The 26,106-nt window shown below is 38.6% G+C and carries 29 protein-coding genes; 16 read left to right on the top strand and 13 right to left on the bottom strand.

Annotation, left to right across the window (positions count from 1 at the left end; translation table 11 throughout):
• Positions 1–221: 221 nt before the first annotated feature.
• Together FPK91_RS04720 and FPK91_RS04715 are read right to left on the bottom strand one after the other, a co-directional pair.
• The gene (locus tag FPK91_RS04720) at positions 222–770 is read right to left on the bottom strand and encodes an LON peptidase substrate-binding domain-containing protein (protein ID WP_144208708.1); all 549 of its coding nucleotides are present in this window, start codon (positions 768–770) and stop codon (positions 222–224) included.
• Between the two features lie 85 nt (positions 771–855).
• Entirely contained in the window at positions 856–1,416 is a 561-nt protein-coding gene (locus FPK91_RS04715) for a lipocalin family protein (protein ID WP_319593229.1), read from the bottom strand.
• 244 nt (positions 1,417–1,660) lie between these two features.
• On the opposite strand from FPK91_RS04715, the gene FPK91_RS04710 reads away from it, so the two are divergent.
• Complete coding sequence (locus FPK91_RS04710) at positions 1,661–2,602, top strand: chemotaxis protein CheV (RefSeq protein WP_144208705.1); 942 nt, start codon at positions 1,661–1,663, stop codon at positions 2,600–2,602.
• An 89-nt stretch (positions 2,603–2,691) separates the two neighbouring features.
• On the opposite strand, the gene FPK91_RS04705 is transcribed toward FPK91_RS04710, so the two are convergent.
• Positions 2,692–3,333, bottom strand: coding sequence for a hypothetical protein (locus FPK91_RS04705; protein WP_144208702.1), 642 nt, complete (start codon positions 3,331–3,333; stop codon positions 2,692–2,694).
• Positions 3,334–3,450: 117 nt separating this feature from the next.
• Entirely contained in the window at positions 3,451–3,810 is a 360-nt protein-coding gene (locus FPK91_RS04700) for a DUF2750 domain-containing protein (protein ID WP_144208699.1), read from the bottom strand.
• A 197-nt stretch (positions 3,811–4,007) separates the two neighbouring features.
• Here FPK91_RS04700 and FPK91_RS04695 point away from each other — a divergent pair, with 197 nt between their 5' ends.
• From FPK91_RS04695 to FPK91_RS04685, 3 genes are all read left to right on the top strand, one after another.
• Positions 4,008–5,216 (top strand): lytic murein transglycosylase, encoded by a 1,209-nt coding sequence (locus tag FPK91_RS04695; RefSeq protein WP_144208696.1) that lies wholly within the window; start codon positions 4,008–4,010, stop codon positions 5,214–5,216.
• Positions 5,217–5,329: 113 nt separating this feature from the next.
• Entirely contained in the window at positions 5,330–5,812 is a 483-nt protein-coding gene (locus tag FPK91_RS04690) for an FKBP-type peptidyl-prolyl cis-trans isomerase (RefSeq protein ID WP_144208693.1), read from the top strand.
• 85 nt (positions 5,813–5,897) lie between these two features.
• Positions 5,898–6,125, top strand: coding sequence for a DUF3389 family protein (locus FPK91_RS04685; RefSeq protein ID WP_144208690.1), 228 nt, complete (start codon positions 5,898–5,900; stop codon positions 6,123–6,125).
• A 79-nt stretch (positions 6,126–6,204) separates the two neighbouring features.
• Here the strand turns inward: FPK91_RS04685 and FPK91_RS04680 are convergent, their stop codons facing one another.
• Positions 6,205–7,215 carry a glutathione S-transferase family protein gene (locus FPK91_RS04680; RefSeq protein WP_144208687.1) on the bottom strand — a complete coding sequence of 337 codons (1,011 nt, stop codon included), beginning with the start codon at positions 7,213–7,215 and terminating at the stop codon, positions 6,205–6,207.
• Between the two features lie 474 nt (positions 7,216–7,689).
• Here FPK91_RS04680 and ushA (FPK91_RS04675) point away from each other — a divergent pair, with 474 nt between their 5' ends.
• The 6 genes from ushA (FPK91_RS04675) (at position 7,690) to FPK91_RS04650 (ending at position 14,446) form a co-directional block, all read left to right on the top strand.
• Positions 7,690–9,405: a bifunctional UDP-sugar hydrolase/5'-nucleotidase UshA gene (gene ushA / locus FPK91_RS04675; RefSeq protein WP_144208684.1), complete on the top strand. Its 1,716-nt coding sequence runs from the start codon at positions 7,690–7,692 to the stop codon at positions 9,403–9,405.
• Positions 9,406–9,528: 123 nt separating this feature from the next.
• Positions 9,529–10,206 carry an alpha/beta hydrolase gene (locus FPK91_RS04670; protein ID WP_144208681.1) on the top strand — a complete coding sequence of 226 codons (678 nt, stop codon included), beginning with the start codon at positions 9,529–9,531 and terminating at the stop codon, positions 10,204–10,206.
• Between the two features lie 340 nt (positions 10,207–10,546).
• Positions 10,547–12,223 carry a bifunctional UDP-sugar hydrolase/5'-nucleotidase UshA gene (ushA, locus tag FPK91_RS04665; RefSeq protein ID WP_227006687.1) on the top strand — a complete coding sequence of 559 codons (1,677 nt, stop codon included), beginning with the start codon at positions 10,547–10,549 and terminating at the stop codon, positions 12,221–12,223.
• Positions 12,224–12,519: 296 nt separating this feature from the next.
• Positions 12,520–13,002, top strand: coding sequence for an Hsp20 family protein (locus FPK91_RS04660; RefSeq protein ID WP_144208675.1), 483 nt, complete (start codon positions 12,520–12,522; stop codon positions 13,000–13,002).
• 406 nt (positions 13,003–13,408) lie between these two features.
• Positions 13,409–13,975, top strand: a complete 567-nt coding sequence (locus tag FPK91_RS04655; protein ID WP_144208672.1) for a hypothetical protein — start codon at positions 13,409–13,411, stop codon at positions 13,973–13,975.
• 15 nt (positions 13,976–13,990) lie between these two features.
• Positions 13,991–14,446: a cupin domain-containing protein gene (locus tag FPK91_RS04650; protein ID WP_144208669.1), complete on the top strand. Its 456-nt coding sequence runs from the start codon at positions 13,991–13,993 to the stop codon at positions 14,444–14,446.
• Positions 14,447–14,468: 22 nt separating this feature from the next.
• Here FPK91_RS04650 and soxR read toward each other — a convergent pair whose 3' ends face one another.
• Positions 14,469–14,924, bottom strand: coding sequence for a redox-sensitive transcriptional activator SoxR (gene soxR / locus FPK91_RS04645; RefSeq protein WP_144208666.1), 456 nt, complete (start codon positions 14,922–14,924; stop codon positions 14,469–14,471).
• A 155-nt stretch (positions 14,925–15,079) separates the two neighbouring features.
• Between soxR and FPK91_RS04640 the strand changes: the two genes are divergently transcribed.
• The 3 genes from FPK91_RS04640 to FPK91_RS04630 are packed head-to-tail and all read left to right on the top strand — an operon-like array spanning position 15,080 to position 16,155.
• Positions 15,080–15,268, top strand: a complete 189-nt coding sequence (locus FPK91_RS04640) for a hypothetical protein (protein ID WP_144208662.1) — start codon at positions 15,080–15,082, stop codon at positions 15,266–15,268.
• A 52-nt stretch (positions 15,269–15,320) separates the two neighbouring features.
• On the top strand, positions 15,321–15,740 hold the full coding sequence (locus tag FPK91_RS04635; protein WP_144208659.1) for a VOC family protein: 420 nt from the start codon (positions 15,321–15,323) through the stop codon (positions 15,738–15,740).
• A 25-nt stretch (positions 15,741–15,765) separates the two neighbouring features.
• Entirely contained in the window at positions 15,766–16,155 is a 390-nt protein-coding gene (locus FPK91_RS04630; protein ID WP_144208657.1) for a VOC family protein, read from the top strand.
• Positions 16,156–16,322: 167 nt separating this feature from the next.
• Here FPK91_RS04630 and FPK91_RS04625 read toward each other — a convergent pair whose 3' ends face one another.
• The 3 genes from FPK91_RS04625 to FPK91_RS04615 all read right to left on the bottom strand — a co-directional run bounded on the left by FPK91_RS04625 (position 16,323) and on the right by FPK91_RS04615 (position 20,361).
• Complete coding sequence (locus FPK91_RS04625) at positions 16,323–17,789, bottom strand: DEAD/DEAH box helicase (protein ID WP_144208654.1); 1,467 nt, start codon at positions 17,787–17,789, stop codon at positions 16,323–16,325.
• A 359-nt stretch (positions 17,790–18,148) separates the two neighbouring features.
• On the bottom strand, positions 18,149–18,643 hold the full coding sequence (ilvN, locus tag FPK91_RS04620; RefSeq protein ID WP_144208650.1) for an acetolactate synthase small subunit: 495 nt from the start codon (positions 18,641–18,643) through the stop codon (positions 18,149–18,151).
• Positions 18,643–20,361, bottom strand: coding sequence for an acetolactate synthase 3 large subunit (locus FPK91_RS04615; protein WP_144208647.1), 1,719 nt, complete (start codon positions 20,359–20,361; stop codon positions 18,643–18,645). Before FPK91_RS04615 ends, ilvN begins: the two co-directional genes overlap by 1 nt.
• 343 nt (positions 20,362–20,704) lie before the next feature.
• Between FPK91_RS04615 and FPK91_RS04610 the strand changes: the two genes are divergently transcribed.
• Complete coding sequence (locus FPK91_RS04610) at positions 20,705–21,310, top strand: LysE family translocator (protein WP_144208644.1); 606 nt, start codon at positions 20,705–20,707, stop codon at positions 21,308–21,310.
• Between the two features lie 56 nt (positions 21,311–21,366).
• Here the strand turns inward: FPK91_RS04610 and FPK91_RS04605 are convergent, their stop codons facing one another.
• Complete coding sequence (locus FPK91_RS04605; protein WP_144208641.1) at positions 21,367–22,578, bottom strand: multidrug effflux MFS transporter; 1,212 nt, start codon at positions 22,576–22,578, stop codon at positions 21,367–21,369.
• 499 nt (positions 22,579–23,077) lie between these two features.
• Here FPK91_RS04605 and FPK91_RS04600 point away from each other — a divergent pair, with 499 nt between their 5' ends.
• Both FPK91_RS04600 and FPK91_RS04595 read left to right on the top strand, forming a co-directional pair.
• Positions 23,078–23,677, top strand: coding sequence for a GNAT family N-acetyltransferase (locus FPK91_RS04600; RefSeq protein ID WP_144208638.1), 600 nt, complete (start codon positions 23,078–23,080; stop codon positions 23,675–23,677).
• A gap of 52 nt (positions 23,678–23,729) precedes the next feature.
• Positions 23,730–24,137 carry a hypothetical protein gene (locus FPK91_RS04595; RefSeq protein ID WP_144208635.1) on the top strand — a complete coding sequence of 136 codons (408 nt, stop codon included), beginning with the start codon at positions 23,730–23,732 and terminating at the stop codon, positions 24,135–24,137.
• 169 nt (positions 24,138–24,306) lie between these two features.
• On the opposite strand, the gene FPK91_RS04590 is transcribed toward FPK91_RS04595, so the two are convergent.
• The 3 genes from FPK91_RS04590 to FPK91_RS04580 all read right to left on the bottom strand — a co-directional run bounded on the left by FPK91_RS04590 (position 24,307) and on the right by FPK91_RS04580 (position 26,100).
• A complete protein-coding gene (locus tag FPK91_RS04590) occupies positions 24,307–25,032 on the bottom strand; it encodes a substrate-binding periplasmic protein (RefSeq protein ID WP_158638063.1) in 726 nt (241 codons plus the stop codon).
• A gap of 519 nt (positions 25,033–25,551) precedes the next feature.
• On the bottom strand, positions 25,552–25,884 hold the full coding sequence (locus FPK91_RS04585; protein WP_144208629.1) for a YdbL family protein: 333 nt from the start codon (positions 25,882–25,884) through the stop codon (positions 25,552–25,554).
• Between the two features lie 18 nt (positions 25,885–25,902).
• Complete coding sequence (locus FPK91_RS04580; protein ID WP_144208626.1) at positions 25,903–26,100, bottom strand: YnbE family lipoprotein; 198 nt, start codon at positions 26,098–26,100, stop codon at positions 25,903–25,905.
• Positions 26,101–26,106: the final 6 nt, after the last annotated feature.

Genomic DNA, 26,106 nt, shown 5'->3' with positions numbered 1-26,106 from the left:
AAACTCGAAGCCACTCGTTTGAGTATGTAAATCTAAGCTAAGGAAGTACTAACGGTTAATTTAATAAACAATACGGCGGTAGATAATAAATAGTTCACAACTTATTGAATATTTTTTATTCATCATCAAATTTATGGCTAAGTTCTCGTATGGACTTATCTATAAACTAGTTGTGTTAGGTAATAGCCCCATCAAATCACAGACTCTGAGAGCTAAAACGTTTATTTAATTATGCTAGTGATCAATTCTTGTGTCATTTCATGGTTATGGCTATTGATACATTGATATTTCTCTTCTGCGCTTATTGGCATTATTTCTAACCAGCGCTGACAAACCCATGATAAGTTTTTAAAATCATCTTGCTTGTAGTGAGATAAATGCTGGGGATATTGTTCCAATATTTCTTGTAAGGTCTCGCTCAAATACAGTTGTTTATGTTTGATGTCCGTTTGCGGCCAATCAGCTATCAAACTCACATCGCCTCTTTTTAAACCGTCCGACTCCACGTCGAAGTTGTTTATCTTAAACCGCTGTTTACCCTCAAGGCTAATGCCCAACAAGCCATCTTCAAGCATCTCAAAATCAATAATATGAACCCAGGTGCCTATTGGCATGAGTTCATTATTACTATTAAGCATGCACAAGCCAAAGCCTTCACCAGACTTCAGTGACTCGGTCACCAGGCGTTTGTATCTTGGCTCAAAAATACGTAATTGAGTGAACCCTTGTGGCAACAAACAAATAGAAAGTGGAAACAAAGGTAATTTCATAACTGCACCTGTATGAATAACGTAAATATGAATGTAGCGTTCATTTTTTCAGTTATTTATACGGTAACAATGGCGTTATTGATCACTATTGCTTAACCCATATCAATTTAGTTTCATCGATACCAAGGGCTGCCATTTTTTCTGTAAAACGTTGTCTGTTGTCACTAGATAGCTTCGGTGTACGAGATAAAATCCACGCATAATCATTATTTGGACCTATGACCAATGATGCTATGTAGTCTCCATTATTGGCTTGGATTAAATCATGAATTTGATAAGCACCATAAAAGGGGCCGAAGAAAGACACCTTTAATCGGCCAATATTGTCTGACTCGATAAAGTAAGCTTTACCTTCAGCTTCATTCCAACGTTTATCTTCTTCAGAGTAGCCTTTGTTAATCACTACCACTTTGTCACCATCAAGGGTGTAGTTGGCGGTAACCTTTGAAAGACCTCTTTCGAATGAATGATCAAGTCTAGCTATTTCGTACCAAGTGCCGAGATAGTTATCGAGCTTAAAGTCTTCAACAACAGCCACTTTTTTGTCCAACATAGTACAACCACTAGTTGCAATGAGCAGGATAGCCAATGCGGCTGTTTTCATGTTTGATTTTTTAATGCGTGTAAAAAACGGTTTAAAAGTCATAAGTGCTTTCCAAATTGATGGTGATTTATTTTTAGAATAATTTTGAATCATTAACTCTATTTATTAATGTTACGAACCTTTTTGCCGATAAGATCTGTATTGAAATGACTTTGAGCAATAAACAGTCTAAATGATGTCTTGATCATAAATTATTAGATTTATTCTATTTAACCTAACAGTTTTTTTGTATAAATAGCCTTATAATTCATCATAGATGTAAAGTTGAGTTAACCGAGATATAAAAATGAAAAAAGTTCTAGATAGTGTCGATCAGCGTACCAAGTTAGTGGGCGAGAATCGTTTGGAATTACTATTGTTCAAAATCAGCGCAACTCAACTTTTTGCGATCAATGTATTCAAAGTAAAAGAAGTCGTCAAACTGCCGACATTAAGCGCATTACCAGGTAGTAATCCGAGTATTAGTGGTGTCGCTAATATCCGTGGCTTATCTATTCCGGTGATTAATCTGCGTGGTGCTATTGGTTTTAGTCCAATGCCGGTATCTGAAGATTGTAATTTGATCATCACAGAATATAACCGCAGTGTGCAGGGCTTTTTGGTGGGTAAAGTGGAACACATTGTCAATATGACATGGAGTGACATTATGCCACCACCCAAATTCGCCGGTCCAAATAACTACCTTACAGCGATTACTAAGCTTCAAGACAACGGCGTTGAAAGATTAGTGTCAATTATTGATGTTGAAAAAGTCTTAGCCGAAATCATTGATTATGATATTACCTTGTCAGAAGGCGTGTTGGATGAAGATTTGGCTACTCATATGCTGGGTAGAAAAGTACTTATTGTTGATGATTCTTCTACGGCTCGAAAACAAGTACGCGATACCTTAACACCTCTAGGTATCGAAATTATTGAAGCGTCAGATGGCCTTCAAGCACTTAATTTACTCAAATCTTGGGTTGCTGATGGTAAGAATGTGGCTGAAGACTTACTGATGATGATCACTGATGCAGAGATGCCAGAGATGGATGGTTATAAGCTCACATCAGAAATTCGTGCTGACGAGCGCATGGCCGCACTTTATATCACTTTAAATACGTCTTTAAGTGGTAGCTTTAATAACGCGATGGTTGAAAAGGTCGGTTGTGATAAATTTATCTCTAAATTCCAACCTGATTTATTAGTTGGTGTAGTTCAAGATCGATTAAAAACGGTATTGAATTAAGCGAGTTACCACAGTCATTTAGCCATAAAAAAGAGTGCAAATAGCACTCTTTTTTGTTCATCATTATCGGGTTAATCTCATCACTGTTTTTATTGTGCAAACTCTTGTTTTACTTGCTCAATAAGTAAACGTTGGTGTTCTTTAGTAATACCAATATTCATGCGACACAACCTGATAGCGTAAGAGAACTTTTCTTTACCAACCACATTGAGTAACTCACATAATAGCGGCTTATTCAGCATCAAGGTTTCACAATAGTGGTTAATCGCTTTTGTCAGAGTATTGAATTGTAATCCGTCAAATTCGAATACCGCACTGTATCCCTGTTCAATATCTACAGCGTTAAGTACCAATGGCCAGCCTCTAGCATTAATGCGGCCTTTTGCGATGTTGTACATCATCCATGCACTTTCTTTAAAACCAGATAAAATACGACAATCAAAACCTGATTCTGCTAATTCTTCTTCAGTCCAATTAATGCCAATCGCTAAATCTTTGTGGTAAATACGCATTAAGTCGTCTTTAACTGCATCCCTACAATCCCAAATAGATGTTAGTAAGTTCTTTTTGGCTAATCGGGCACATTCATTACAGGCGGGTAGTGTCAATGAAGGGTGTGGTGTTGAAGGTTTAGCATAATAACTAAAAACATCATTACTGGGCTCTGCGCAAAACCAGCACTGGTGACGGAGATCAAATGGGATATCAATCAAAGGTGGTAAGTGATTCACAATAAACCTTTTTTATTTTTGTTAATGTCGTTAAATCTGTTCACAAAAAAGCTGCTTTAGTTCTTTAAGAACTGCAGCAGCTTAATTTAGCAGCGTTATATAAACCGATAAGGCCTATTATTCAGCTTCGATTTCAACTAGCTCTTTTGCTAGTTCAATCGGGTCTGCTTCTAAACAATCTTCGTTTGCAACCCAATCAAGACCAATTAACACGCCGTCTTCATTTAAATCGCCAACCCAAAATTCTAAAAAGTCATCGATGCTAATTTCTACCGCTTTGTATTCTGACCACTCTTCAGTACAGTGCGATGCCGCAGCTGCTTCTAATGACCATATAGGCATAACATCGGTATTATCAAATTCTGAAGAGTCACAAACAACCCAACCTTCACCCGTTTCATCCGCCAAAGCCCAAAGGACTTGATGCTTTTTAACATTTTCAATAAAGCTTACAACTGCAGGTGTTAGTTCAATCATGATTAGTCTCTTAGAAGTTTTCAATTAACTTAAGCATTATACGTTAACCCTAATCAATACAAAACACTATTAATCTTCTGTGACCAAATCAAATAAACAAAAACAAAAATTCATTGATTTAACGGGCTTTGCCCTTGTTTCCTTTTGCGCTATCAGTCACGATGTGGCTATTCATTGTTTTGTAGAAGTATTCATTTATGGTGACTCTCAGATTTCCTACTTTATTTACATCAGCTTTACTCATATCTAGTTTTGCTAGCTTTCATTCTTTTGCTGCTGATGATTTTTCTCAATGTGTTGATAAGCTCAAAGTCAAAGCGCGCTCTGAAGGTTTGTCTGAACAAACTATTAATACCAGCGTTGCTAACCTCAAATTTATACCTCGAGTAATAGAGCTTGATAACCAGCAACCGGAATTTAGCACCACCTTTGGTAACTACTTTAATAAACGTGTCACCAATTGGCGCGTTGAAGAAGGTCGCCGTTTACTTGCTGAGCACAGAGCATTATTAAATAACCTCACAAAAGAGTACGGCGTACCTGGGCAATACATCATTGCGTTTTGGGGGCTTGAAACAAACTTTGGTGGTTATAAAGGCAAAATGTCGGTGTTAAATTCATTAGCGACTTTAGCTTGTGACCCACGTCGTAGTGATTATTTTACCAAAGAGTTAATGCAAGCACTGAAGCTTAAAGAAAAATACGGTTTTGACGAAGCCACCATGGTTGGGTCTTGGGCTGGCGCGATGGGGCACACCCAATTCATGCCAACCAATTATGCTAAATACGCGGTTGATGGTGATGGCGATGGCAAAGTTGATTTATGGAATAGCACCGATGATGCATTAACGTCAGCGGCAAACTTCTTACAACAGCTTGGTTGGAAAGCGAATGAGCGTTGGGGTCGTGAAATTTTACTCCCTGAAAACTACGATTATCAATACTTAGGCAGCAAGCACCCTAAACCATTAACGGATTGGGCCGCATTAAATCTTAAGCAAGCGAATGGCAATCCACTTTCAACACCTGAAATGGAAGCGTCTTTATATGTCCCATCTGGGCATACTGGTCCGGCATTTTTAGGTTATGACAATTTCGATGTCATTATGCGCTGGAACCGTTCTGAGTTTTACGCCATTGCAGTAGGGCATTTAGCGGATCGCATTAATGGCGCCGCACCACTTAAAGTGAGCGCTCCAGATCATGGTTTGTTTAATCGCAGTGACATAAAAGTGATGCAAGCGAAGTTAAACGATTTAGGTTTTGATGTGGGTAAGCCTGATGGTGTATTAGGCCGTAATTCTATTGCTGGCGTTCAAGCTTTTCAGCGTAGCAAAAACATAGTAGCTGATGGTTTTCCTGATGCTAAAACGTTTGAAGCGCTGGGCGTTACGATTACTCCTTAAAGGTTAAACCTTAACAGTTAAGCCGATTTGCTTCGGCATTTTTACTGGCAGCTTAATGGGGTATTTGTTAAGCTGCGCCAACTATTGAAATCGAAGTAAACAAAGGACATTCGATGAGCGCTCAAGACAACATGGTCGTACGATTCAACTACACCCTTCGCGATGAACAAGGTGAAGTTATTGAAACTAACGAAGGCGGCTCTCCAATCGCTTATTTACATGGCAATGACAACATGATGCCAGGTGTTGAAGATGCGATTACAGGTAAAGATGCCGGTGAAAAATTCACTGTGACACTTCCTGCAGCACAAACATACGGTGAGCGCCAAGAAGGTGCAGAGCAACGTGTTTCAGTTAAACACTTGCAAGGCGCTAAAGTATGGAAAGTGGGCATGCCTGCAATCATCAATACTGAAGATGGTCAACGCCAAGTCACTATCGTTAAAATGGGTAAATTCATGGCAACGATTGACACTAACCACCCATTAGCGGGTCGTGAGTTAACGTTTGATATCGAAGTCGTTGATTTTCGTGATGCAACTGATGAAGAAATTGCACACGGTCATTCACACGGTGAGGGTGGTCATCAGCACTAATCCTGCTGTTGTATAACCTAAAAGTGTAATCCCAAGTATATTTATGTGCTTGGGATTTTTATTGGAATTTATAAGAAGTCGTTGAATGATTATTGAATTTTCTCAAGGTAAATTAGTTGTGACTCCGTTCGAAATACAATGCCGTTTAAACATGAATAACATTGTGCTTACCGCAATGGTTGATGATATGAGATGCTTAAGTGATAGCTTGATGCTCATTGCTGATGCAGGCGTGGTTCGCTGGAGCATGAAACTTGATACTGCTCAGCAGTTTTATGAAGCGATTGAAGTGATGGGTATCGCAGCAGAATAAGCATTTAGATTAAGTACTCAGATTGAGCTCTGAATATAATTACTTACCTACTGCAATATTGATCGTTTATATCACTCTGTTACCGTGAGAATCGCTGACGATTATGAGGGCTTAAATAATCAATATCAGGCCCCACAGGGACCACTTGTGTCGGGTTGATATGCTGATGACTAAAATAATAATGCTGTTTTATATGTTCAAAGTTCACCGTAGCAGCAATGCCAGGCTGCTGATATAAGTCTCTTAAATATTGAGACAAATTAGGGTAAGACTCTATTGTGCGTATGTTGGTTTTAAAATGACCCACATAAACACAGTCAAATCGAATCAAGGTGGTAAAAAGTCGCCAATCTGCTTCGGTAATGATATCCCCCAATAAATAACGTTGATTCGATAATCGAAGTTCTAGCTGATCTAAACATTCAAACAGTGGAATAACTGCGTCTTCGTAGGCTTGTTGGCTTGTGGCAAAACCGCTGCGATAAACCCCATTATTAATCTTGGCATATATAACACTATTCAATTCGTCAATATTTGTACGCAAATCATCTGGGTAATAGTCTTCTTCATTTACGGTAATCTCATTAAAAGCTTCATTAAACATGCGAATGATTTCTGATGATTCATTACTCACAATGGTATTAAGCTGCTTATCCCACAAAACGGGAACCGTTACGCGACCATTATAATCAGGTTTAGCTATTTGATAAATTTGATAGAGATAGTCTTTATTAAATAATGGATCTGGATTGGCGCCATTTATCGCATTAGCTTCTGTTGATTGGTTTTTTCCAGCAAACTCCCAGCCATTTGTTAACATATGCGGTTCGACAACCGTGACACCAATTAAAGCTGTGAGTTGCTTTAACTGCAGAAATATTAAGGTGCGGTGGGCCCAAGGGCAGGCTAATGAAACGTATAAATGGTAACGTCCAGCCTCAGCTTTTAATCCGTCAGAGCCACTTAAGCCAGCACAGCCATCTTTGGTAATCCAATTTCGCAACTGAGCATCTTCTCGCTGAAATTTTCCATTATTCCCTTTGGTTGTGTACCACTGATCGACCCATTGGCCATTTTGTAATAAACCCACTTTCACCACCTAATCACTTTAATTAATCAGCTAATGCTAGTTTACGATTTAATCGAATAAAAGATTAAAAAATGGGTGATAAATTTCGATTAATTCGATGTAAAAGATAATAACTACTCGATCAAAAATAAATGTCAAATGTTACAAAAATGAACTGCAACTAAATTTAATACAGTGTGTTCTTAATTGGGGACAATGTAGTGATGGGCAGCTTGATTTTTTAGTGCTGCTATATCATATGCTTATAGCTCAACAGGTATTCACTTCATTAATGGCCGTTTGTCTTTTTAATGATGAGCTTGTTAACTGTTCTCAAACCCGATGTAGTAATGGTTGTAAGTTATTGTTGTTATTGCGTTAAATGTCACGCTTTGTAATAAAATAGACATGAAACTAGTCCAGTGTTTGATAATATTCAGTAATGAGCTGGATGGCTCGTACATTAAAAAAATCAAATTGATTAGGGGTTAGATCATGAAAAATATGTTGTATAAAGGACTAGTTGCCACGGCTGTACTTGCTGCGTTATCGGGTTGTAGCAATGACGACGATGATAAAAACCTAACAGCCTGTGAAGCTGCTGGTGATGCATGTACTAGCTTTACCGTTATTCACACCAATGATAATCATGGCCGTTTCTGGGAAAATGGCGATGGCGAGTACGGTATGGCGGCTCGAAAAACGGTTATTGATCAGATCCGCCATGAAGTAGAAAGTACGGGTGGGGAAACAATTCTTTTATCTGGTGGTGATATTAACACCGGCGTTCCTGAATCAGACATGCAACAAGCAATCCCTGATTTTATGGGAATGAATCTTCTTGGTTATGATGCTATGGCAGTCGGTAACCATGAATTTGATAATGTACTCAGCACGTTAGACATGCAGGCTACATTAGCTAACTTCCCTATGTTGGCAGCAAATATTTATGATAAGAATGCTGAAGAACGTTACTTTGAGCCTTACCGTGTATTTGAAATTAACGGCTTAAAAGTGGCGATTATTGGTTTCACAACAGTTGATACACCAAAAATTGTTAATCCAGAAAATGTTGAAAATTTAGCGTTTACCGATCCTCAAGTAGAACTGCCTAAAGTACTTGCTGAAATTGAAGCCAATGAAGATGTTGATATGGTGTTTGCTGTGACTCACATGGGTCATTATGCTGACGGCAATCACGGTACTGAAGCTGCTGGTGATGTGATGCTAGCTCGTTCAGTAGAAGAAGGTCAATTACAAGCGATCATTGGTGGTCATTCTCAAAACCCTGTTTGTATGGAAGGTGATGAGTATGCAGATTTTAATCCTGGTGATGAATGCAAACCTGATCAACAAAATGGTACCTATATCATGCAAGCACATGAATGGGGTAAGTATGTTGGTCGTGCAGATTTTGAATACATGGATGGAGAGCTCACGCTAGCAAACTACTCATTAATTCCAATCAATTTGAAGACTGAAGATGAAAACGGTGATTTAGTTTTCATTACTGAAGAAATAGAAAAAGACCAATCAGTCTATGATTTGCTTCTGCCATACCAAGAACGTGGCCAAGAGTTACTTGATGTTATTATTTCTTACACGGATGGCAAGCTAGAAGGCGATCGTGAAGTAGTTCGTGCCGAACAGACTAACTTAGGTAACTTGCTAACAACGGCATATTCAGAATTTGTGACTAAAAACTTCAATGTAACTGCTGATTTTGGTGTGATGAACTCTGGTGGCATCCGTGCTTCTATCGCAGAAGGTGATATTTCATACCGTGACGTATTAACGGTTCAACCTTTTGGTAACTTCGTCTCATATGTCACTATGACAGGCGCTGAAGTTGAAGATTACTTAGCGGCTATTGCTGTTAAAACTGGTGGCGGATTCCCACAATTGAATGATGTTGCAATGGATGTTGATTGTGATGCTGGTAGTGTCGATATTGCTTCTTTAGGTGGACGTTCATTTGATGAAAATGAAAATTATACTTTCTCAGTAATTCATTTTAGTGCTGCTGGTGGTGACGATTACCCTGTAATTAATCAACACCCTAACTACATTGATACACAGCTAATGGATGCCGCTGTTTTCCGTGAATACTTTGTGGCTAATCCTGATATTACAGCTGCTGATTACGCTCCAGTCGAAGGTCAATTGAACTTCTATCGTAGCGGTTCGCTTGTTAAGAGTTGTGCTCAATAATTCTTGAATTTGTAAACTGTTATAACAATGAAAAGGTAGCTTCGGCTACCTTTTTTATTTGAAGCTTAACGGTCAATAAAGATTGGTATAAGATAGCCGCAATTCATCATAAAGGATTTTATTATGTCGTCGGTGACAACACCATTAGAGCGTATAACAGTTGAGCCTACAACAGCAGCTCAATCATGTGTAATTTGGCTTCATGGCCTAGGTGATTCAGGTGCAGGTTTTGCCCCAGTGGTTCCAATCTTGGGTTTGCCAGATAATCACGCCATTCGTTTTGTTTTTCCTCATGCTCCAGAGCAAGCCGTTACCATTAACAATGGGTATGTGATGCGTTCTTGGTATGACATTAAAAGCATGGATCTTCATGATAGGGCTGATATTGAGGGTGTTTTGGCATCAGAAGTCTCTATCAAGGCGTTGATTAATGAACAGATAAAGTCAGGAATAAAAGCAGAAAATATTATCCTTGCGGGATTTAGCCAAGGCGGAGTAATGAGTCTATTTACAGGTCTTAGGTTTGAGACATCGCTTGCTGGGATCATGGCTTTATCTTGTTATTTACCTGCTGGAGATGTGCTACCTGAGGGGTTAAGTGTTGCTAATAGTAAAACGCCATTATTACAAAATCATGGTGAGCAAGATGAAGTGGTGCCCTTATTTGCTGGCAAAATGGCATACGATGCCTTAATTAATGCAGGCTATGACACTCAGTGGAAAACTTACCCTATGCCTCACAGTGTTATTCCGGAGCAATTGTCAAAAATTGGCCAATGGATCACTGACAAGCTTTGCTAATGTTTTAACGATATATAGGTGACTGTTTTTAATTAAGTACAATGCTTTCTCTATATCATTTTAAATAAAATCGCTAAAAATAAAAGGCTTATCATCATTTTGATGTGTAGCCTTTTTTTATATCCTGTTAAATACATTGAATGTTATAGCCCCGTCTTAAACATGGGACAATCGGTGTATATACGATATAACTAAATCATTGTTATTTATGATTATGTTTATAAAATAAATACATTAATTGATGGTATTTTGTTAGAATGTGTAGCAGTTTTTGTAATGGGTTTGATTACGTTATTCGAACTGACCACCTTTATAAAATAGAACGTTTACGGGTTACATAATGATAAGAATAATTCCGAGTCTACTGGCTGTCATCACAATGTTAGTTTTTCTGTCAGGCTGCGAGCCTAGACCTGATTGTAATGATGATAACTGTACAAAATTTACAGTCTTGCACACCAACGATAATCATGGCCGTTTTTGGCACAATAAAGCTGGCGAGTACGGTATGGCTGCACGGTTTACCGTAATCGATGGTATCCGTAAAGAAGTTGCTGCTGATGGGGGTCATACACTTGTGCTATCGGGTGGTGATATCAATACCGGCGTACCAGAATCGGACTTACAAAATGCAATACCTGACTTTATTGGTATGAACATGATTGGTTACGATGCTATGGCTGTCGGTAACCACGAATTTGATAATCCACTGTCTGTATTAGCTGAGCAAGCTGAGTTAGCCACATTCCCAATGTTAGCGGCCAATATTTACGATAAAGACACCAATGAACGTTATTTTGAACCTTATAAAGTCTTCAAAGTTGGCGGTATTGATATTGCTGTTGTGGGACTAACCACCAATGACACACCTAAGTTAACCAACCCGCAAAATACAGAATCTTTACTGTTTACCGATCCTATTGCAGAAATGAAAAAACTGCTCAAACAAATTAAAGCAGATGAAAGCGTCGATTTAGTTTTTGCAGCAACCCATATGGGGCATTATCAGGACGGCGAATTTGGCAGTAATGCGCCAGGTGATGTCAGTATGGCAAGAGCACTTAATGAAGGTGAGCTTAATGCCATCATCGGCGGACATTCACAGAACCCTGTTTGTATGAGTGGCCGAAACAGTGAGTATGATAAGAGATTCAAAGCGGGTGGTTCTTGTCGCCCTGATAAGCAAAATGGTACTTGGATCATGCAGGCACACGAATGGGGCCGCTTTGTTGGGCGTGCTGACTTTGAGTACATTAATGGCAAATTATACTTAATTGATTACGAATTAATTCCTATCAATTTAAAAAGAACAGCATTCGGTAAAAAGCTAGCAGATCCAGTAGCGGACTTTTATGTACGTAACCCTGATGTAGAAGCTGCATTATTACCATTTCAACAAAAGGGTAGTGCTGAACTCGATGTACTTATCGGCAAGGTTGATGGTTTATTAGAAGGCGACCGAAAAGTCGTCCGCTCACAACAAACTAACTTAGGTCGCTTAATTGCTAAAGTTCACAGCAGTAAAGTATTTGCTGATTTTGGCATCATGAACTCAGGTGGCGTAAGAGCATCTATCACAGCTGGTGATGTTGCCTATCGTGATGTGCTTACGGTACAACCTTTTTCCAATACCATTGGTTTAGCTGAAATGTCAGGTGAAAAACTGATTAAGTATCTTTCTAATGTTGCCAGTAAAACCCGTACTAGTGGTGCATATGCACAGTTCTACGGTATTGATATGACGGTTAAGTGTCGAGACAGAAGTGTTGAAATTCATAGTATTAATAATCAACCATTTGATATTAACGGCCAGTATCGGTTTTCTATCCCGAGTTTTAGTGCTGCAGGTGGCGACAATTACCCGAAAATTAATATTCTAGAAGCGGGTTATGTTGATGCGATTGAATTGTATGAATACATTAAACAACAGAAAACGATTAATGTTGCCGATTACGAACCTAATGGTGAAGTGAAATTCACCCAATCTAAAAGTGATTTAGGTTGTAGTATTTACTAAACAGTAGACAGAATTATTTTGTTTAAACATTTAAGGCAACCAATTGGTTGCCTTTTTTATATTTTAATTTCAGCTTAAAGCGTTGAAATTAAATGTTTAAATTTTTTACTTGTGAGTTTTTTGAAATTAATTTTAGCTGTTTACTTGAAAAATAAAAATTCGTTCTCATATCTAGTTATAAGTTAGCACGCTCAATAGAGGTACTAACTACCATTATGCCGCAAGGGTAATGACAAACCGCCAATATTGGCATGTGATTTTATTTTTCACATATTGCTTTAGACAAGGATATGATTATGCGCAAATTTAACGTAACTCCAGATTTAACCCCTCTTTATCGTAGTGCGATTGGTTTTGACCGTTTAGCTAAAATGGCCGAGCATGCAGCAGTACAAAATGGTAACACTGGTTACCCTCCTTACAACATCGAATTACTCGGCGAAAATCGTTACCGTATTACTATGGCGGTTGCTGGATTTAGCATGGATGAACTTGATATCACCAGCGAAGGTGACAAGTTACTTGTTAAAGGCAGTAAAGTAGCAGCTGTAAATGATGAACGTAAATATCTACATCAAGGTATCGCAGAACGTGGATTCGAACGTACATTCCAATTAGCTGACCATGTAAAAGTTGATGGTGCTGAATTAGAAAATGGCCTTTTAAATATTGATTTAATGAGAGAAATTCCAGAAGCGTTGAAAGCGCGTAAAATCCAAATCAATAGTGGCAATACTAACATTAGCAACACTAATAGCAGCAACACAATCGAAAGCTAATTTTGTTCGGCGCTCTGTTATCTTCCCGGATAATTAGAGCGCAATAGTTCCACATCTTCCCTGATATTTTGCCCAATTAGAATTATGTTACTAATTGGGCTTTTTAGTTTCTAGCGTATGCAATTTAGTTACCATTGCAGACTTAAATTTAGATCTAATGCCTCAAGATTTATTCATCATTTCAGTGTTAACCCCGAGCCCTTTAAAGCACTACTGTGTAAGTGTTTCCTAATTGATTTGTATTTAGTTAACTTAATCAATTTCTTAGAAATAAATCATTAGAACGACTCTTTACATCATAAGTTTAGCGCCGTTACTATAACGACGCTAACATTTACGCAACCTGTGTAGTTGGTTTTTTCTACCGTAAAACGCAATGTACTGATAAAGAGTTAAGGGATAATTAATGAGTTGGATGCAATTTTTAATAGAGTTAATCGATAAGTTAGTTTGGCCGGTCGTGGTTATTTTTTGCATCTATCGATTACATCGTCCACTAGCCGCATTGATACCCTTAGCCAAAAAATTGAAATTCAAAGAATTTGAAGTGGAGTTCGGCCAAGAATTAAAGGCGGCCTCTCAAAATGCAGCACGCGCATTTCCTGAGCTCAAACAAGATAAGAAATCAATCTTAATCGCGGCGACCGAAAACCTGCCCAATTCAGCAGTACTAGAAGCATGGGAAACTGTCGATGAAGCGGCTGAAGTATTGATTAAGTCTCGTATTAGTGATGTAAAGCTGGATTTGAATACGCGATATAAGCATATTGAAAATATACTCGTCCAAGGTGACATTATTGATACTAAAAAAGGAAAGCTATTCAGTGAATTAAGGCAGTTACGTAACAAGGTCGCTCACGCGAAAGGGTTTGAAGTCGGTAAGTCTGAATCAATACAATATGTCGAATTATGTTTTAAATTAACTGATTATTTAAAGGCTGTAACTGCTGAAAATTCATCTTTAACTCAATAGATTAGGTTTTTTAATATGGATATTATCAATAAACTCTGTGTAAGTTTTTTATTACTAATACTGCCTTTTAGCGTATTAAGTTCAGACTTGAGTGAAGGCGTAAAGATAGATAAAAAAAGTGATGCCATCAAAGTTGATTTATTATCAAAAAGCACGACAAGCTGGGATGGCTCGACGTTACCTGCTTATGGGCGTGGACAGCCAGAAATTTCGATTATAAAGGTCACGATAGCACCTAATACTACCTTACCATTTCATAAGCATCCGTTGATAAATGCAGGCTATTTGTTAAAGGGTGAACTTACTGTTGTATCTGAAACCAATGAGGTCCTAAAGATGAAGCCTGGTGATACATTAATTGAGTTGGTCGGTAAATGGCACTATGGCAAAAATGAAGGAAAGGAGTCTGTGGAGATTCTAGTGTTTTATGCAGGGGTTGAAGGGGATGAACTCAGTATTAAGCGTCACTAGTTCAGATTATTAAGTTTAGGTATCAGTTATTCTTGAGCGCTCTATCTAGGATGACCGATCCAACATCATCATCACCGAGTTCATCATTTGGGTTATATATCGGGCAACTTGTCATTGATAAACATCCGCAGCCAATACAGCCATTTAACGAGTCTCGTAAGTTGGTGAGGTAAGTTATCTTTTGGGTTAATTTATCTTGCCAAGCCATTGATAGCTTTGTCCAGTCATCCTTATTAGGAGTACGTTCATTCGGTAGAAAACCAAATGCCTGCTTTATTTCTTCTAAACTGACACCCATTTTCTGCGCCGCTTTAATGACTGATATCCGTCTAATGACATCACGCTTATAACGTCTTTGATTGCCTTGATTTCTTAAACTATTAATTAGCCCTTTTGATTCATAAAAATGCAAGTTAGACACTTTTATCCCGCAGCGTTTAGCCACTTGTCCCACTGTTAAGTCGAATTCATCTAACATCAAATTATTTCCTCAAATATGAAAATAGTGCTTTACCTCAACTTAGGTTGAGGTTTTATAGTGACACTATATCACAACAAGCTAATACTCATATTTTAATTCTGAAGTAGCTTGTTGAATTTAATTCTAATAGCAAACCTCATGGAGGAGACAAGATGACAGCATTAAGCATTTCAGCTAAGCAATTGGAAAACCTTGTGCATAGCAAATCAGTAAGCGCTGAAGATGGTTCACAAAAAAACGGTATCCAGACAAAAAATCAACGCCATGATTCATCAATTGCCATCGAACAGATTATAAGGAAAAGCCGGGAGGTTTTTACTCTTACGATGATGAACAAGTAGCGCTAGGTTTCATAAATCGTGATTAATTAATTAATGAATGATAAGGAATATAATGATGCGTTTAGAGCATTTAAATTTGGTGGTAAATGATTTAGAAGAGACTTTAATGTTCTATCGAGCAGCGTTTCCACATTGGAGTGTGCGAGGTGGTGGCGAAAGCGAATGGCATGGGGTGCACCGAAAATGGCTGCATTTTGGTGATGATCATAATTATTTATCCTTTAATGATAATGGTAAAGGCAAAATGCGGCCAAATGAAGGTTATGATTTAGGGCTCGCCCATTTTGCCTATGTGGTGACAAACTTAGACAGTTTAATATTTCGTTTAACAGCAGCAGATTTTGACATTGCCATTCATGGAGGAAAAGATACCAATTACAAAAGTGTTTACTACATAGACCCTAATGGATATGAAGTAGAGTTTGTTGAATATTTAACGGATATCCCCAGTGAAAGAAATATTTATTCATAGTGTTTAGTGGGCTGGGAGGAATTTTATGCGATTAAACCAAGTCACACTAAGCGTGTTCAATATGCAGGATTGTTGTGAGTTCTATTTAACAATGGGTTTTACCCAAATCGTTAAAACGGATCACTATGCGCGTTATGTTTGCCCTGATGGAGATGCCACTTTTTCACTAAGGCTAGATCAACAATTGTCCATGGATAATCAACACCGCAGTGTTATCTATTTTGAACATGAGCAGTTAGATAAATGGGTTGCTGAGCTTGTTGTTAAAGGTATTAAATTCGAACAATTACCTGTTGATCAACCTTACTTGTGGCGCGAAGCTATTTTGTTTGATCCATCAGGGAATAAAATTAAACTCTACTGGGCTGGAGAAAATAGAATAAATCCACCCTGGCGAGTGGCGATTACTCAATAGTAATGCTTTAAGGGTGTTAATTGAATTAAGGTAATAAAAAAGCGCGGCTATAGAAATAGCTGCGCTTTAGTTTTTCTTTTAAGTAAATCTAACTTCTCAGTAAACCCAAGCGGGTTTGTTTTCTAAGTTAGTTAACAAACGAACATAGCTTAGATAATAACAGCGGGTTACTTACCCCAAGGGTTCACGGTACCGCTGCCATTAGGGACTGAGTTACTTGAGCTTTCACTCTTTTTATCCGTACCTTTCTCAAAGCTTCTTTCACTGCTTCTGGCACTGTTTCTGTCAGATGACTTGTCAGTGTTTCTTGGATTGCCATACACATTGGCAGAGTCTCTGTTACTGCTCTCTTTATTAAAGCGTTTGGCTTTATTTTTATCGTAATGATTATTCTTAGGTTTGTCTGACTTACCACGTGAAAGTGTTGGCTTATCATCAGTTTTAGCTTTTGGCATTTTGGCGTTCTTTGGTACAAAATCTAAAATTGAAATCGGCACTTCTTTGCGTACTTCAAAACCTTCAACTTCTTTACGTACAATTAAATGACCTAAGCGGCGCTCAATAGCGCAAAGGTTTTTAAAGTCATCTTTTGATACTAATGACACTGCAATACCTGACGCGCCAGCACGACCTGTACGGCCAATACGATGAACATAATCATCAGCAGGGAACGGTAAGTCGTAGTTAATCACGATAGGTAAGTCATCAATATCAATACCACGAGAAGCGACACCAGTGGCAATAAGATAGGTAATGTTACCGTCTTTAAAATCTTTAAGTAATTGCTCACGAATTGGCTGGCTGCGACCACTATGGAAAGACTCAGCAACAATGCCGCGTTTTTCAAGTTGAGTCACAAGTTTGGCTGCGCCGTGTTTTGTTTCGATAAAGATCAGTGCTTGTTTCCAATCGTTGTCTTTAATTAATTGGCTCAGTAAGGCTGATTTCTTTTCTTTATCAACAGTCACTAACCATTGGTCAATCTTTGGCGCCGCTTCTGCATCTTCAACCACAGAAATCTGTACAGGGCTGCGCATTGCTGTTTTAGCGAGTGCGCGGACTTGGTTTGACAAGGTTGCTGAAAACAACATGTTTTGACGTTCGTCAGGCAGCAACTCAATGATACGGTTAATATCTTCAATAAAGCCCATATCTAACATTCTATCGGCTTCATCAAGCACTAAGACTTCGAGTTCATCAAAGTTAACTGCGCGCTGGGTGTATAAATCAAGTAAACGTCCTGGCGTTGCCACAAGGATATCAATACCTTCAAGCAACTTTTGCTTTTGGGCATTACTGTCGACACCGCCATACATTACCATCGAGTTAATCGATAAGTTTTGGCTGTATTTCTGAATATTTTGTTCAACTTGAATCACAAGTTCACGGGTAGGGGCTAATACCAGAGCCTTTACGCGCTTGCCACGTACGTTATGGGGGTCTTTAAAGCGTTCGATAATTGGCAAAACAAAGCTGGCCGTTTTACCGGTACCCGTTTGCGCCGCAGCAATGATATTTTTACCCGATAAAGCAACAGGTATAGCCTTAGATTGAATGGGAGTTGGCTTGGTATAACCTAAAGAATTAAGAGCACTGATTATTGGATCGCTTAATCCCAGCTTCGAAAATGGCATGTGTAATCTCGGGTAAAGTAAAATGATAATTAACAACACTGTCAGCGATGTTTAATGCTTGGTTTAGCCATTATTCATGGTGCAGTGGTAAAGAATAGCTGTGTAGTATAACAGAGTGAGTAAAATATAGGGTAGGGCTGTTTTCGCTTTAAACATAAAGCCCATAATGAGAGTCAAGGTATGAGCTTAGGTATGAGGTAAAGTATGAGCCAAAGTTTGAGTCAATCAATATAGTCTACATCGAAGATTTCGGGTGGTTACCTATAAAATTTTGCCATTAAAAAGGGAGCTAGTTAGCTCCCTTTATCGTTAAGTTTTTACAAATACAGACTGGTGCTTAGTTGTGTGAATATTAAGCACTACGCTTTCATGACTTTCTCACCACGGGCAAGACCCACAACGCCTGAGCGAGAAACTTCAATGACTTTAGTGACTTCGGCTAAAGCGCCAATGAAGGCATCAATTTTATCACTAGTGCCTGCCATTTGAATGGTATATAAGGTTGCTGTTACATCAACAATTTGACCACGGAAGATATCAGCAGTGCGCTTCACTTCTTCACGGATTTCACCTTGCGCTTTCACTTTTACTAATGCTAATTCACGTTCAATATGAGCATTTTCAGTAATGTTAGAGACTTTTAAAATATCGATTAGCTTATGAAGCTGCTTTTCAATTTGTTCGTGCACATTCGCTTCAGCATTCACGGTAATATTTAAACGCGACAATGTGGTGTCTTCAGTGGGTGCAACCGTTAAGCTTTCGATGTTGTAGCCACGTTGAGAAAACAGTCCAACCACACGAGACAATGCTCCTGGTTGGTTTTCTAATAATACAGAAATAATACGACGCATTAGCTTCTCTCCGTTTTACTTAACCACATATCTTTCATTGCTTCTCCACGGATCAACATTGGATAAACATGCTCTGTTTCATCAACGCTAATATCAACAAAGACTAACTTGTCTTTCATTGCTAATGCTTCAGCCAATTTCGATTCTAATTCGTTAGGATCACTAATCGTCATGCCAACATGGCCATAAGCTTCAGCAATTTTGGCAAAGTTAGGCACTGAATCCATATAGGAGTGTGAGTGACGACCTGAATAAATCATATCTTGCCATTGCTTAACCATACCTAAGAAACGGTTATTCAAATTAATGATTTTTACTGGGGTGTCATATTGCAGCGCTGTTGAAAGCTCTTGAATGTTCATTTGGATTGAACCATCACCTGTAACACAGACAACCGTTTCATCTGGCATTGCCATTTTAACGCCCATGGCTGCAGGTAAACCAAAGCCCATGGTGCCTAAACCGCCGGAGTTTATCCAGCGACGTGGTTTATCAAATGGATAGTAAAGCGCGGCAAACATTTGGTGCTGACCCACATCGGAGGTCACGTAAGCATCACCATTAGTCAGTTTGTACAGTGTTTCAATAACTTGCTGCGGCTTAATACGATCGGTTGTTTTATCATAAGCTAAGCACTTTTTCTCGCGCCACTTATTAATATCAACCCACCAGGCATCAAGTGCTTCAGTGTCGTTGGTTTTTTGTGTGTCATCTAACAGCGCTAGCATGCTATCTAGGATATTTTCAGCTGATCCTACAATCGGTATATCAACCCGAATAGTTTTGGAAATAGATGCTGGATCAATATCGATATGCAAGATTGTCGCGTTAGGGCAATATTTTTCAACATTATTGGTGGTACGGTCATCAAAACGAACCCCAATACCGAAAATTAAGTCACAGTTATGCATCGCCATATTGGCTTCATACAAACCGTGCATCCCTAACATTCCTAAACATTGAGGGTGAGTACCTGGAAATGCGCCGAGGCCCATTAAGGTATTAATCACCGGAATGTTGAGTTTTTCAGCAAGGGTAATAATCTGTTGGTCACAGCCCGAAATAATCGCGCCACCGCCGACATATAACACCGGTTTTTTAGCCGATAATAAGGCATGTAATCCACGGCGGATTTGACCTTTATGGCCAACGGTTGTCGGGTTATACGAACGCATATTAACGCTTTCTGGGTAGACATAATCATGCAATACGTCTGGGCTTAAGCAATCTTTTGGTAAATCGACAACGACAGGACCTGGACGACCAGTGGCTGCAATGTAAAAAGCTTTCTTAATGGTTTCAGGAATTTCGCGGGGATCTTTAACTAAAAAGCTGTGCTTAACGATAGGGCGAGAAATACCAATCATGTCACATTCTTGGAATGCATCATTACCAATTAAGTTACTCGGGACTTGGCCTGATAAAACCACTAATGGAATTGAGTCCATGTAAGCGGTGGCAATACCGGTAATCGCGTTAGTGGCACCAGGACCTGATGTCACGAGTACTACACCAACTTCACCGGTGGCGCGAGCATAACCATCGGCCATATGTACTGCTGCTTGTTCATGTCTTACGAGGATATGTTCTACACCTGAATCTTTGTGTAGCGCATCGTAGATGTCTAAAACTGAGCCACCAGGGTAGCCAAAGATGTGCTTTACGCCTTCATCGATTAACGAGCGCACAATCATGCTGGCGCCGGATAATTTTTCCATTGCTAAATCCTCTTAAGTTACCGTTATGGTAAACAGTATCTTGTTACAACGACGGTAATCGTTCTAATAGTAAGTCCGAATGGTAATTCGAACTCGTTTATCTACGCAGTAGAAAACCGCCTCAGATAATTTGACTTTAATTCGTATCTTGCTGATTCCAAGATACCTTCATCATATTTAAATTTCGTTACGATACAAGTGGCTTGTTGAAATAAAGTGGTATTGTTGAGTGTATTTCATGATTATTTAAATTAAACGACTGTTTATTCTCAAATATTGATTGTAGGAGCTGTAAATTGCATTTAGTTTAATGCCTGACTTTTAAAATGAGTAATTCGACATTATGGATCCGACTGTAATTATGCTGATGTTATCGGCGGCAGTTTTTTGTGCCACGATGACGGGAACACCAGGGCCTAATAATGTGTTGCTGGCCAATTCAGGTGCTAATTTTGGTGTAAGAGCGACCATAGGACACATGATTGGTATTCGTGTCGGCCAGACTAGTTTGCATGTGGCGATGTTGTTGGGGTTAGGCTCGTTATTTGAGGCGTGGCCATTACTGCACGAGATATTAAAATATGCATCAATATCCTATTTAGTTTATCTCGCGATAAAGATAGCAACCCAGCATGGACGTACTAAAGCGAGTGAACGAGCAAAGCCAATATCACTAATAGAGGCAGCTTTTTTTCAATGGATTAATCCAAAAACCTGGATGGCTTCAATTACGCTGTTAAGTGCTTTCACTATTAGCGGAGATTTATATTGGGTTACAGCTATTGGCGGGGTGATTGTGTTTAATCTTGTAGGCTTGCCGATGTCATTGGTTTGGGTATTGTTAGGTTCTTTGATCAGTAAGAAATTGAATACTGAAATCCGTCAGCGCAATTTCAATTGGGCTATGGCGGCATTATTACTGAGCACCTTGCCTATGGTGATGATCTAGAACTCTTAAGGCATAACGACTCTTTTTAGACCGTTATGCTTAGACTTTAAATGGTTTTATCTAACTGGCAGAGTGCGCTGAAACAGTAAGCAAACCATGACCAGAATAATAGCGCCAAGCATCATGGCTGAAAAGGGAACCGCTGTACCAGTATAGAAGAATGCGAGTAAGGGACCTGCAAGGGCACCAAAACCAAAACGTAACGTCCCTATGACAGCTGTAGCAGTCCCCGTTTCCTTCTTAAACTTCATTAGCACAATAGCATCAGCATTGACTGACATCACGCCTAAGCAACCCATTAATGGGATCAGCATACCAACAGTAAAGTGATAGCTTAATCCCAATATATTCACTATCAATAAACCTACAGCTGCTAATGTGGCAAATACCGTAGCAGCAAATAACATTCTGTTTGAACCAAAACGGCCAACAATTCTTGAATTAACAATATTAGCCAACATTAACGCACCGACATTGGTACTAAATAAAATCGAGAATAAGGTTTTATCAAGCTGAAACACTTCCATGTAAATAAACGGCGATGCCGTTAAATAACAAAAGAAGGCAAATGAGGTTAGCACGCCGCAGGTGATATTGAGTTTAACCCCCTGGCGAGTAAAAACAGTTTTGTATGCTGCTAAAAACGATTTAGTACTGCGAGCGTCTTTGGCTTTATCACTGGGCATTTTTAGTTTAAATAACACTATGCCAAGTAAGAAAATGGCATAACAGCTCTGACTTAAAAATATCAGTGGCCACTCACCAGCTTCAAGGATCAAACTGCCCACACTGGGTGCGAGTAATGGCGCCAACATCATAATCAAGCTGACATATGACATGCCTTTTGCTGTGTTGTCGCCGTAAATTTCTTTGATATAGCCCGGTACAACGACCGTAGCTGCCGCGCCTATAAAAGCTTGCGCAAAGCGCAGCGCTAGGAAAAGCTCAATATTGTGGCATAAAGAGATAAGTAAACTGACAATGGTAAAACCACTTAAACCGAGAATGACTAAGGGTCTTCGACCAAATCTATCTGCAAGAGGCCCGAATGTGAGCATACCCAGCGCGTAGCCTGCTAAATAGATACTTAATGACTGCTGAACGGTAGTGACATGTGTTGAGTAACTCAGTGCAATCGCTGACATGGCGGGTAAATACATATCAATAGCGAGTGGTGTAATTGCCACAATCGCTGCCAACATAGGGATGAGCATGGCAAGATGAGGAGAGTTCTGTGCTGAAGACACAGAAGGGGTATTAGAAGACATGCTCACACAAACCTCGGTAAATAGAGAATATAGACGGATTTTATAGGAAATAAAAAGAGATTCCGCTGCATATTTTAGCATGGATAAAGTGATCAGCGTCTAAAAAATTGTTTAAAAATATGTATTTGAATGTTTACTGAATCGGGAATTAAAGTGGTATCACAGCCTCAACTTGTAGGGACATAAGGGAGCAATAAATTCGAGATGTTCAGTTTGATCTATCATTCATTACCAATAACTCATGCTAGGACTCTGATGTACTTATAACGTTAAACTTAATCCAAAAATCGTCTTTTTTCATTGTTTATACTTATTGAGTTTATTAAAAATAATGCTGAAATTCATTTTTAAAATCCGTCGCTACTGCAGTTTTTTGCACAAAGTTAATTTTTGTCTATTCATGCTTGTTGTTTTTAGTCACAAAAATAGGATTTTTTTAATCTAGATCATGTATTCTGTCATTGTTTGATAAAGTTAACTGTTTTATTAGGAGAACTAAATGACACAGGTAGACAGTCATACTTTTTTTACTGGTGAACATGTCATTCTAGAACCATTAACACTGGAACATGTACCAGCACTATGCCTTGCTGCAGCGGATGGTAATTTATGGGAGCTTTGGTATACCACAGTCCCACATCCTGATGATATGAAGGCTTATGTCGATAAAGCATTAGATCAAGAGGCACGAGGTGAATCTTTAGCTTTTGTTGTCAGAGATAAGACTTCAGGCGAAATCATTGGCAGCACCCGAATTTGCAATTGGGATCAAGCTAATCGCCGTTTAGAGATTGGTTACACTTGGTACGCTAAACGTGCCCAAAGAACTTCTGTGAATACAGAAACCAAGTTGATCATTCTAAATTATGCATTCTCAACCCTAGATGTTATGGCTGTTGAGTTTAGAACTCATTGGCATAATCAAGCGTCTAGACAGGCAATCATGCGTTTAGGCGCTAAGCAAGATGGTGTGTTGAGAAATCATAAGTTATTAAAAAATGGCACCGTTAGAGATACCGTAGTGTATTCAATTATCGATAGCGAATGGCCAACAGTAGAGCAACACTTAAAACATCGTTTGGCGCATTATCAACAATAATTTGCTAATACCATTATCCATACAAAAATTAATAATTAAGAAAGGAAATCTCATGTTGAACAAAGGATATCTATTTACTGCTGCGTTAACGCTATTAGCGACAAGTTTATCGGTGCAAGCCGAAGATAAAGCTGAGGCCGCATTTAGTAATGAACTCATCCAATGTGCCGCTTATTATCAAATTAGTTCTAGCATGATTATGGGGATGAATGCACCTCAAATGAAACCTGTAGGTGAAAGACTTAAAACATCTGCCATAGAAGCTGAAAAAATTGCTGGAAGTTATTTACCTGCTGAGCAAGTCGTTGCAGATATTGCCACGGCTAAAGAGCAACAGTTAGCTAGCTTAAATGGCAAAGGCAATTTAGGGCCTTTGATGGGTAAATATAAAGAAGTATGTAAGAAAGCCGTATTAGACCCAAAAGCTCGTTTAGATTACTGGGCAATGGTAATGATGTAACTTAGATGATGTCGTTTAGATAGTGTAGCTTACGTTGATCTAGCTCAGTTCACATAGCTTAGTTGATGCAGTTTAGTTTTTATAATATGAGTAAATGTGCCTAAATGGATCTCCATTTAGGCACTTATTTTTTTATCCGTTGGGTTTTCTTTGAAATCAATATCTTTATTTATAAATCAACATTATATTTTTCTGCAATTCGGCGCAATTGACCTGAATCTTTAATTCCTGCAAGCCATTGTTTGATTTCTGCAGCTGAAACTATTGCATTAGGATTTAATAAGACACTATGGGTATATTGCTGATCAAATCTATCTGAGATTAGAAGTTTTGATTCAGCTTTTGGATTGATTAAAAAATAATGCTTTAGATAAGAATAGGTCACTGGAGCAATATCGGCTCTGCCTTTAACGACACTTTCTATAGATGCTTTATTTGTATGAACAAATTGAATGTCAAAATGTGTCGATAACACACTAGTATTAGTGTTCCACTCGGCAAATTTGTAATGATATCCACTGACCAGACTTAATGATTTTCCTGCAAATGAATTGAAGTAATCCTGATTTTTAAGCTCATCTCGTAGAGTGATATAAACCTCTCCATCTTTTATATCAAGTGGAATAAATTCAGGATTAAAATTCTCCCAGCCCCAAATCTTACTTTCAAATAACATTAAATCAAAACGACCTAACTCATATGCCTGGTAGCGGTTTTCAATGCTGGTATTAACGAATTGAAAATCAACTTTAGATTGTTGGTTATTCAGTGCGTTAATAAGGTCAATGGTAAAACCTTGAAATAGACCTTCGTTAGTCACGTTTACGTAAGGCGCGAATAAATATCCGCCAACGTTGACAACTGGCAGGGCATGTACCGATGTAGTCATCAGCATGGTAAAGGCCATCACGATCTTGAGTGACTTTTTAATCAAAAGCCTATTTTTAAGGGTCTGGGTCATAACAATCTTGTTGGTTGTTTTAATTTAATTGACGTTTGCCAAATAAATGGCACTGCAATGAATCTAACACTTTTGTGCTACAAAATATAGCCATCGACTCATTATGGAATAGGATTTATGTTGTTGCGCTTTGCTAGTGAGGGTGGTGCAATGAATTGGGCAAAAGATGATTGAGGTATATGCTTATTATGATTGTCTTTTTTATTATTTTTTTCACCATTCAATAAAACCTAGTCATGAAAAGCAAAAAACACAAGGATTAAACCCTTGCTGTAAATTATGGATTCAAAGCATAATTCACAGCAAGTTGTTTTTATAACAAATTGCTTATAACAAATTGCTTATAACAAATTGCTTTATAACAAGAAGCTATTTAGCAAGAACCCATACTAATCTTATTAGTATTTTTAAGAACGGTTGAATCAGTTATAGGCAATGAAGCAAAAGGCTTGCTTACTTTTGTGCCCATTTCCCTTGGGGTGTTTGATAAAAATGATCCTTATCTGCTGCTGCCATGGCTTTTTTTGCTGCTCTTAGGGCAACATCCTCAGTTGATAGCTTATTCTTTTTAGCAATTTTTTGATAATGCAGTTTTCTTTTGCTGTTCACTTCTGTCATTAATGTTTTAGCGTCATTATTATTGACCACTAAACCGAGGTATCCGTTAGTTTTTTCACCGACTAAGCCTTGGTTTTTGGCTTGTTGCAAGGTCAATGCATACGCATTAAAGCTGAGTGTTAAAGCCATGCAAAATGCCAATAGTAAGGCCATGATTCTTGTTGTCATCGTGATTCTCCTTATTGACTAAAACAACTCGTCATCTTCTAAAAGAATATCGAGTTCCTTGTCTATTTTTATGGTGATTTCATGTTCAATTTTTACATTTAGATTGATCACAATAGGTTTGTCTGGTGGCTCAATTTTAACTGTAGGAGTACAGGCTCCAACTAACAATACTATCGAGAATAATAGTACTAAACTGTAAATCGACTGAGTTTTCACAAAGGT

This window comes from Shewanella donghaensis, from assembly GCF_007567505.1.
Taxonomy (GTDB): domain Bacteria; phylum Pseudomonadota; class Gammaproteobacteria; order Enterobacterales; family Shewanellaceae; genus Shewanella; species Shewanella donghaensis.
This window is presented reverse-complemented; position numbering and strand designations above follow the sequence as displayed.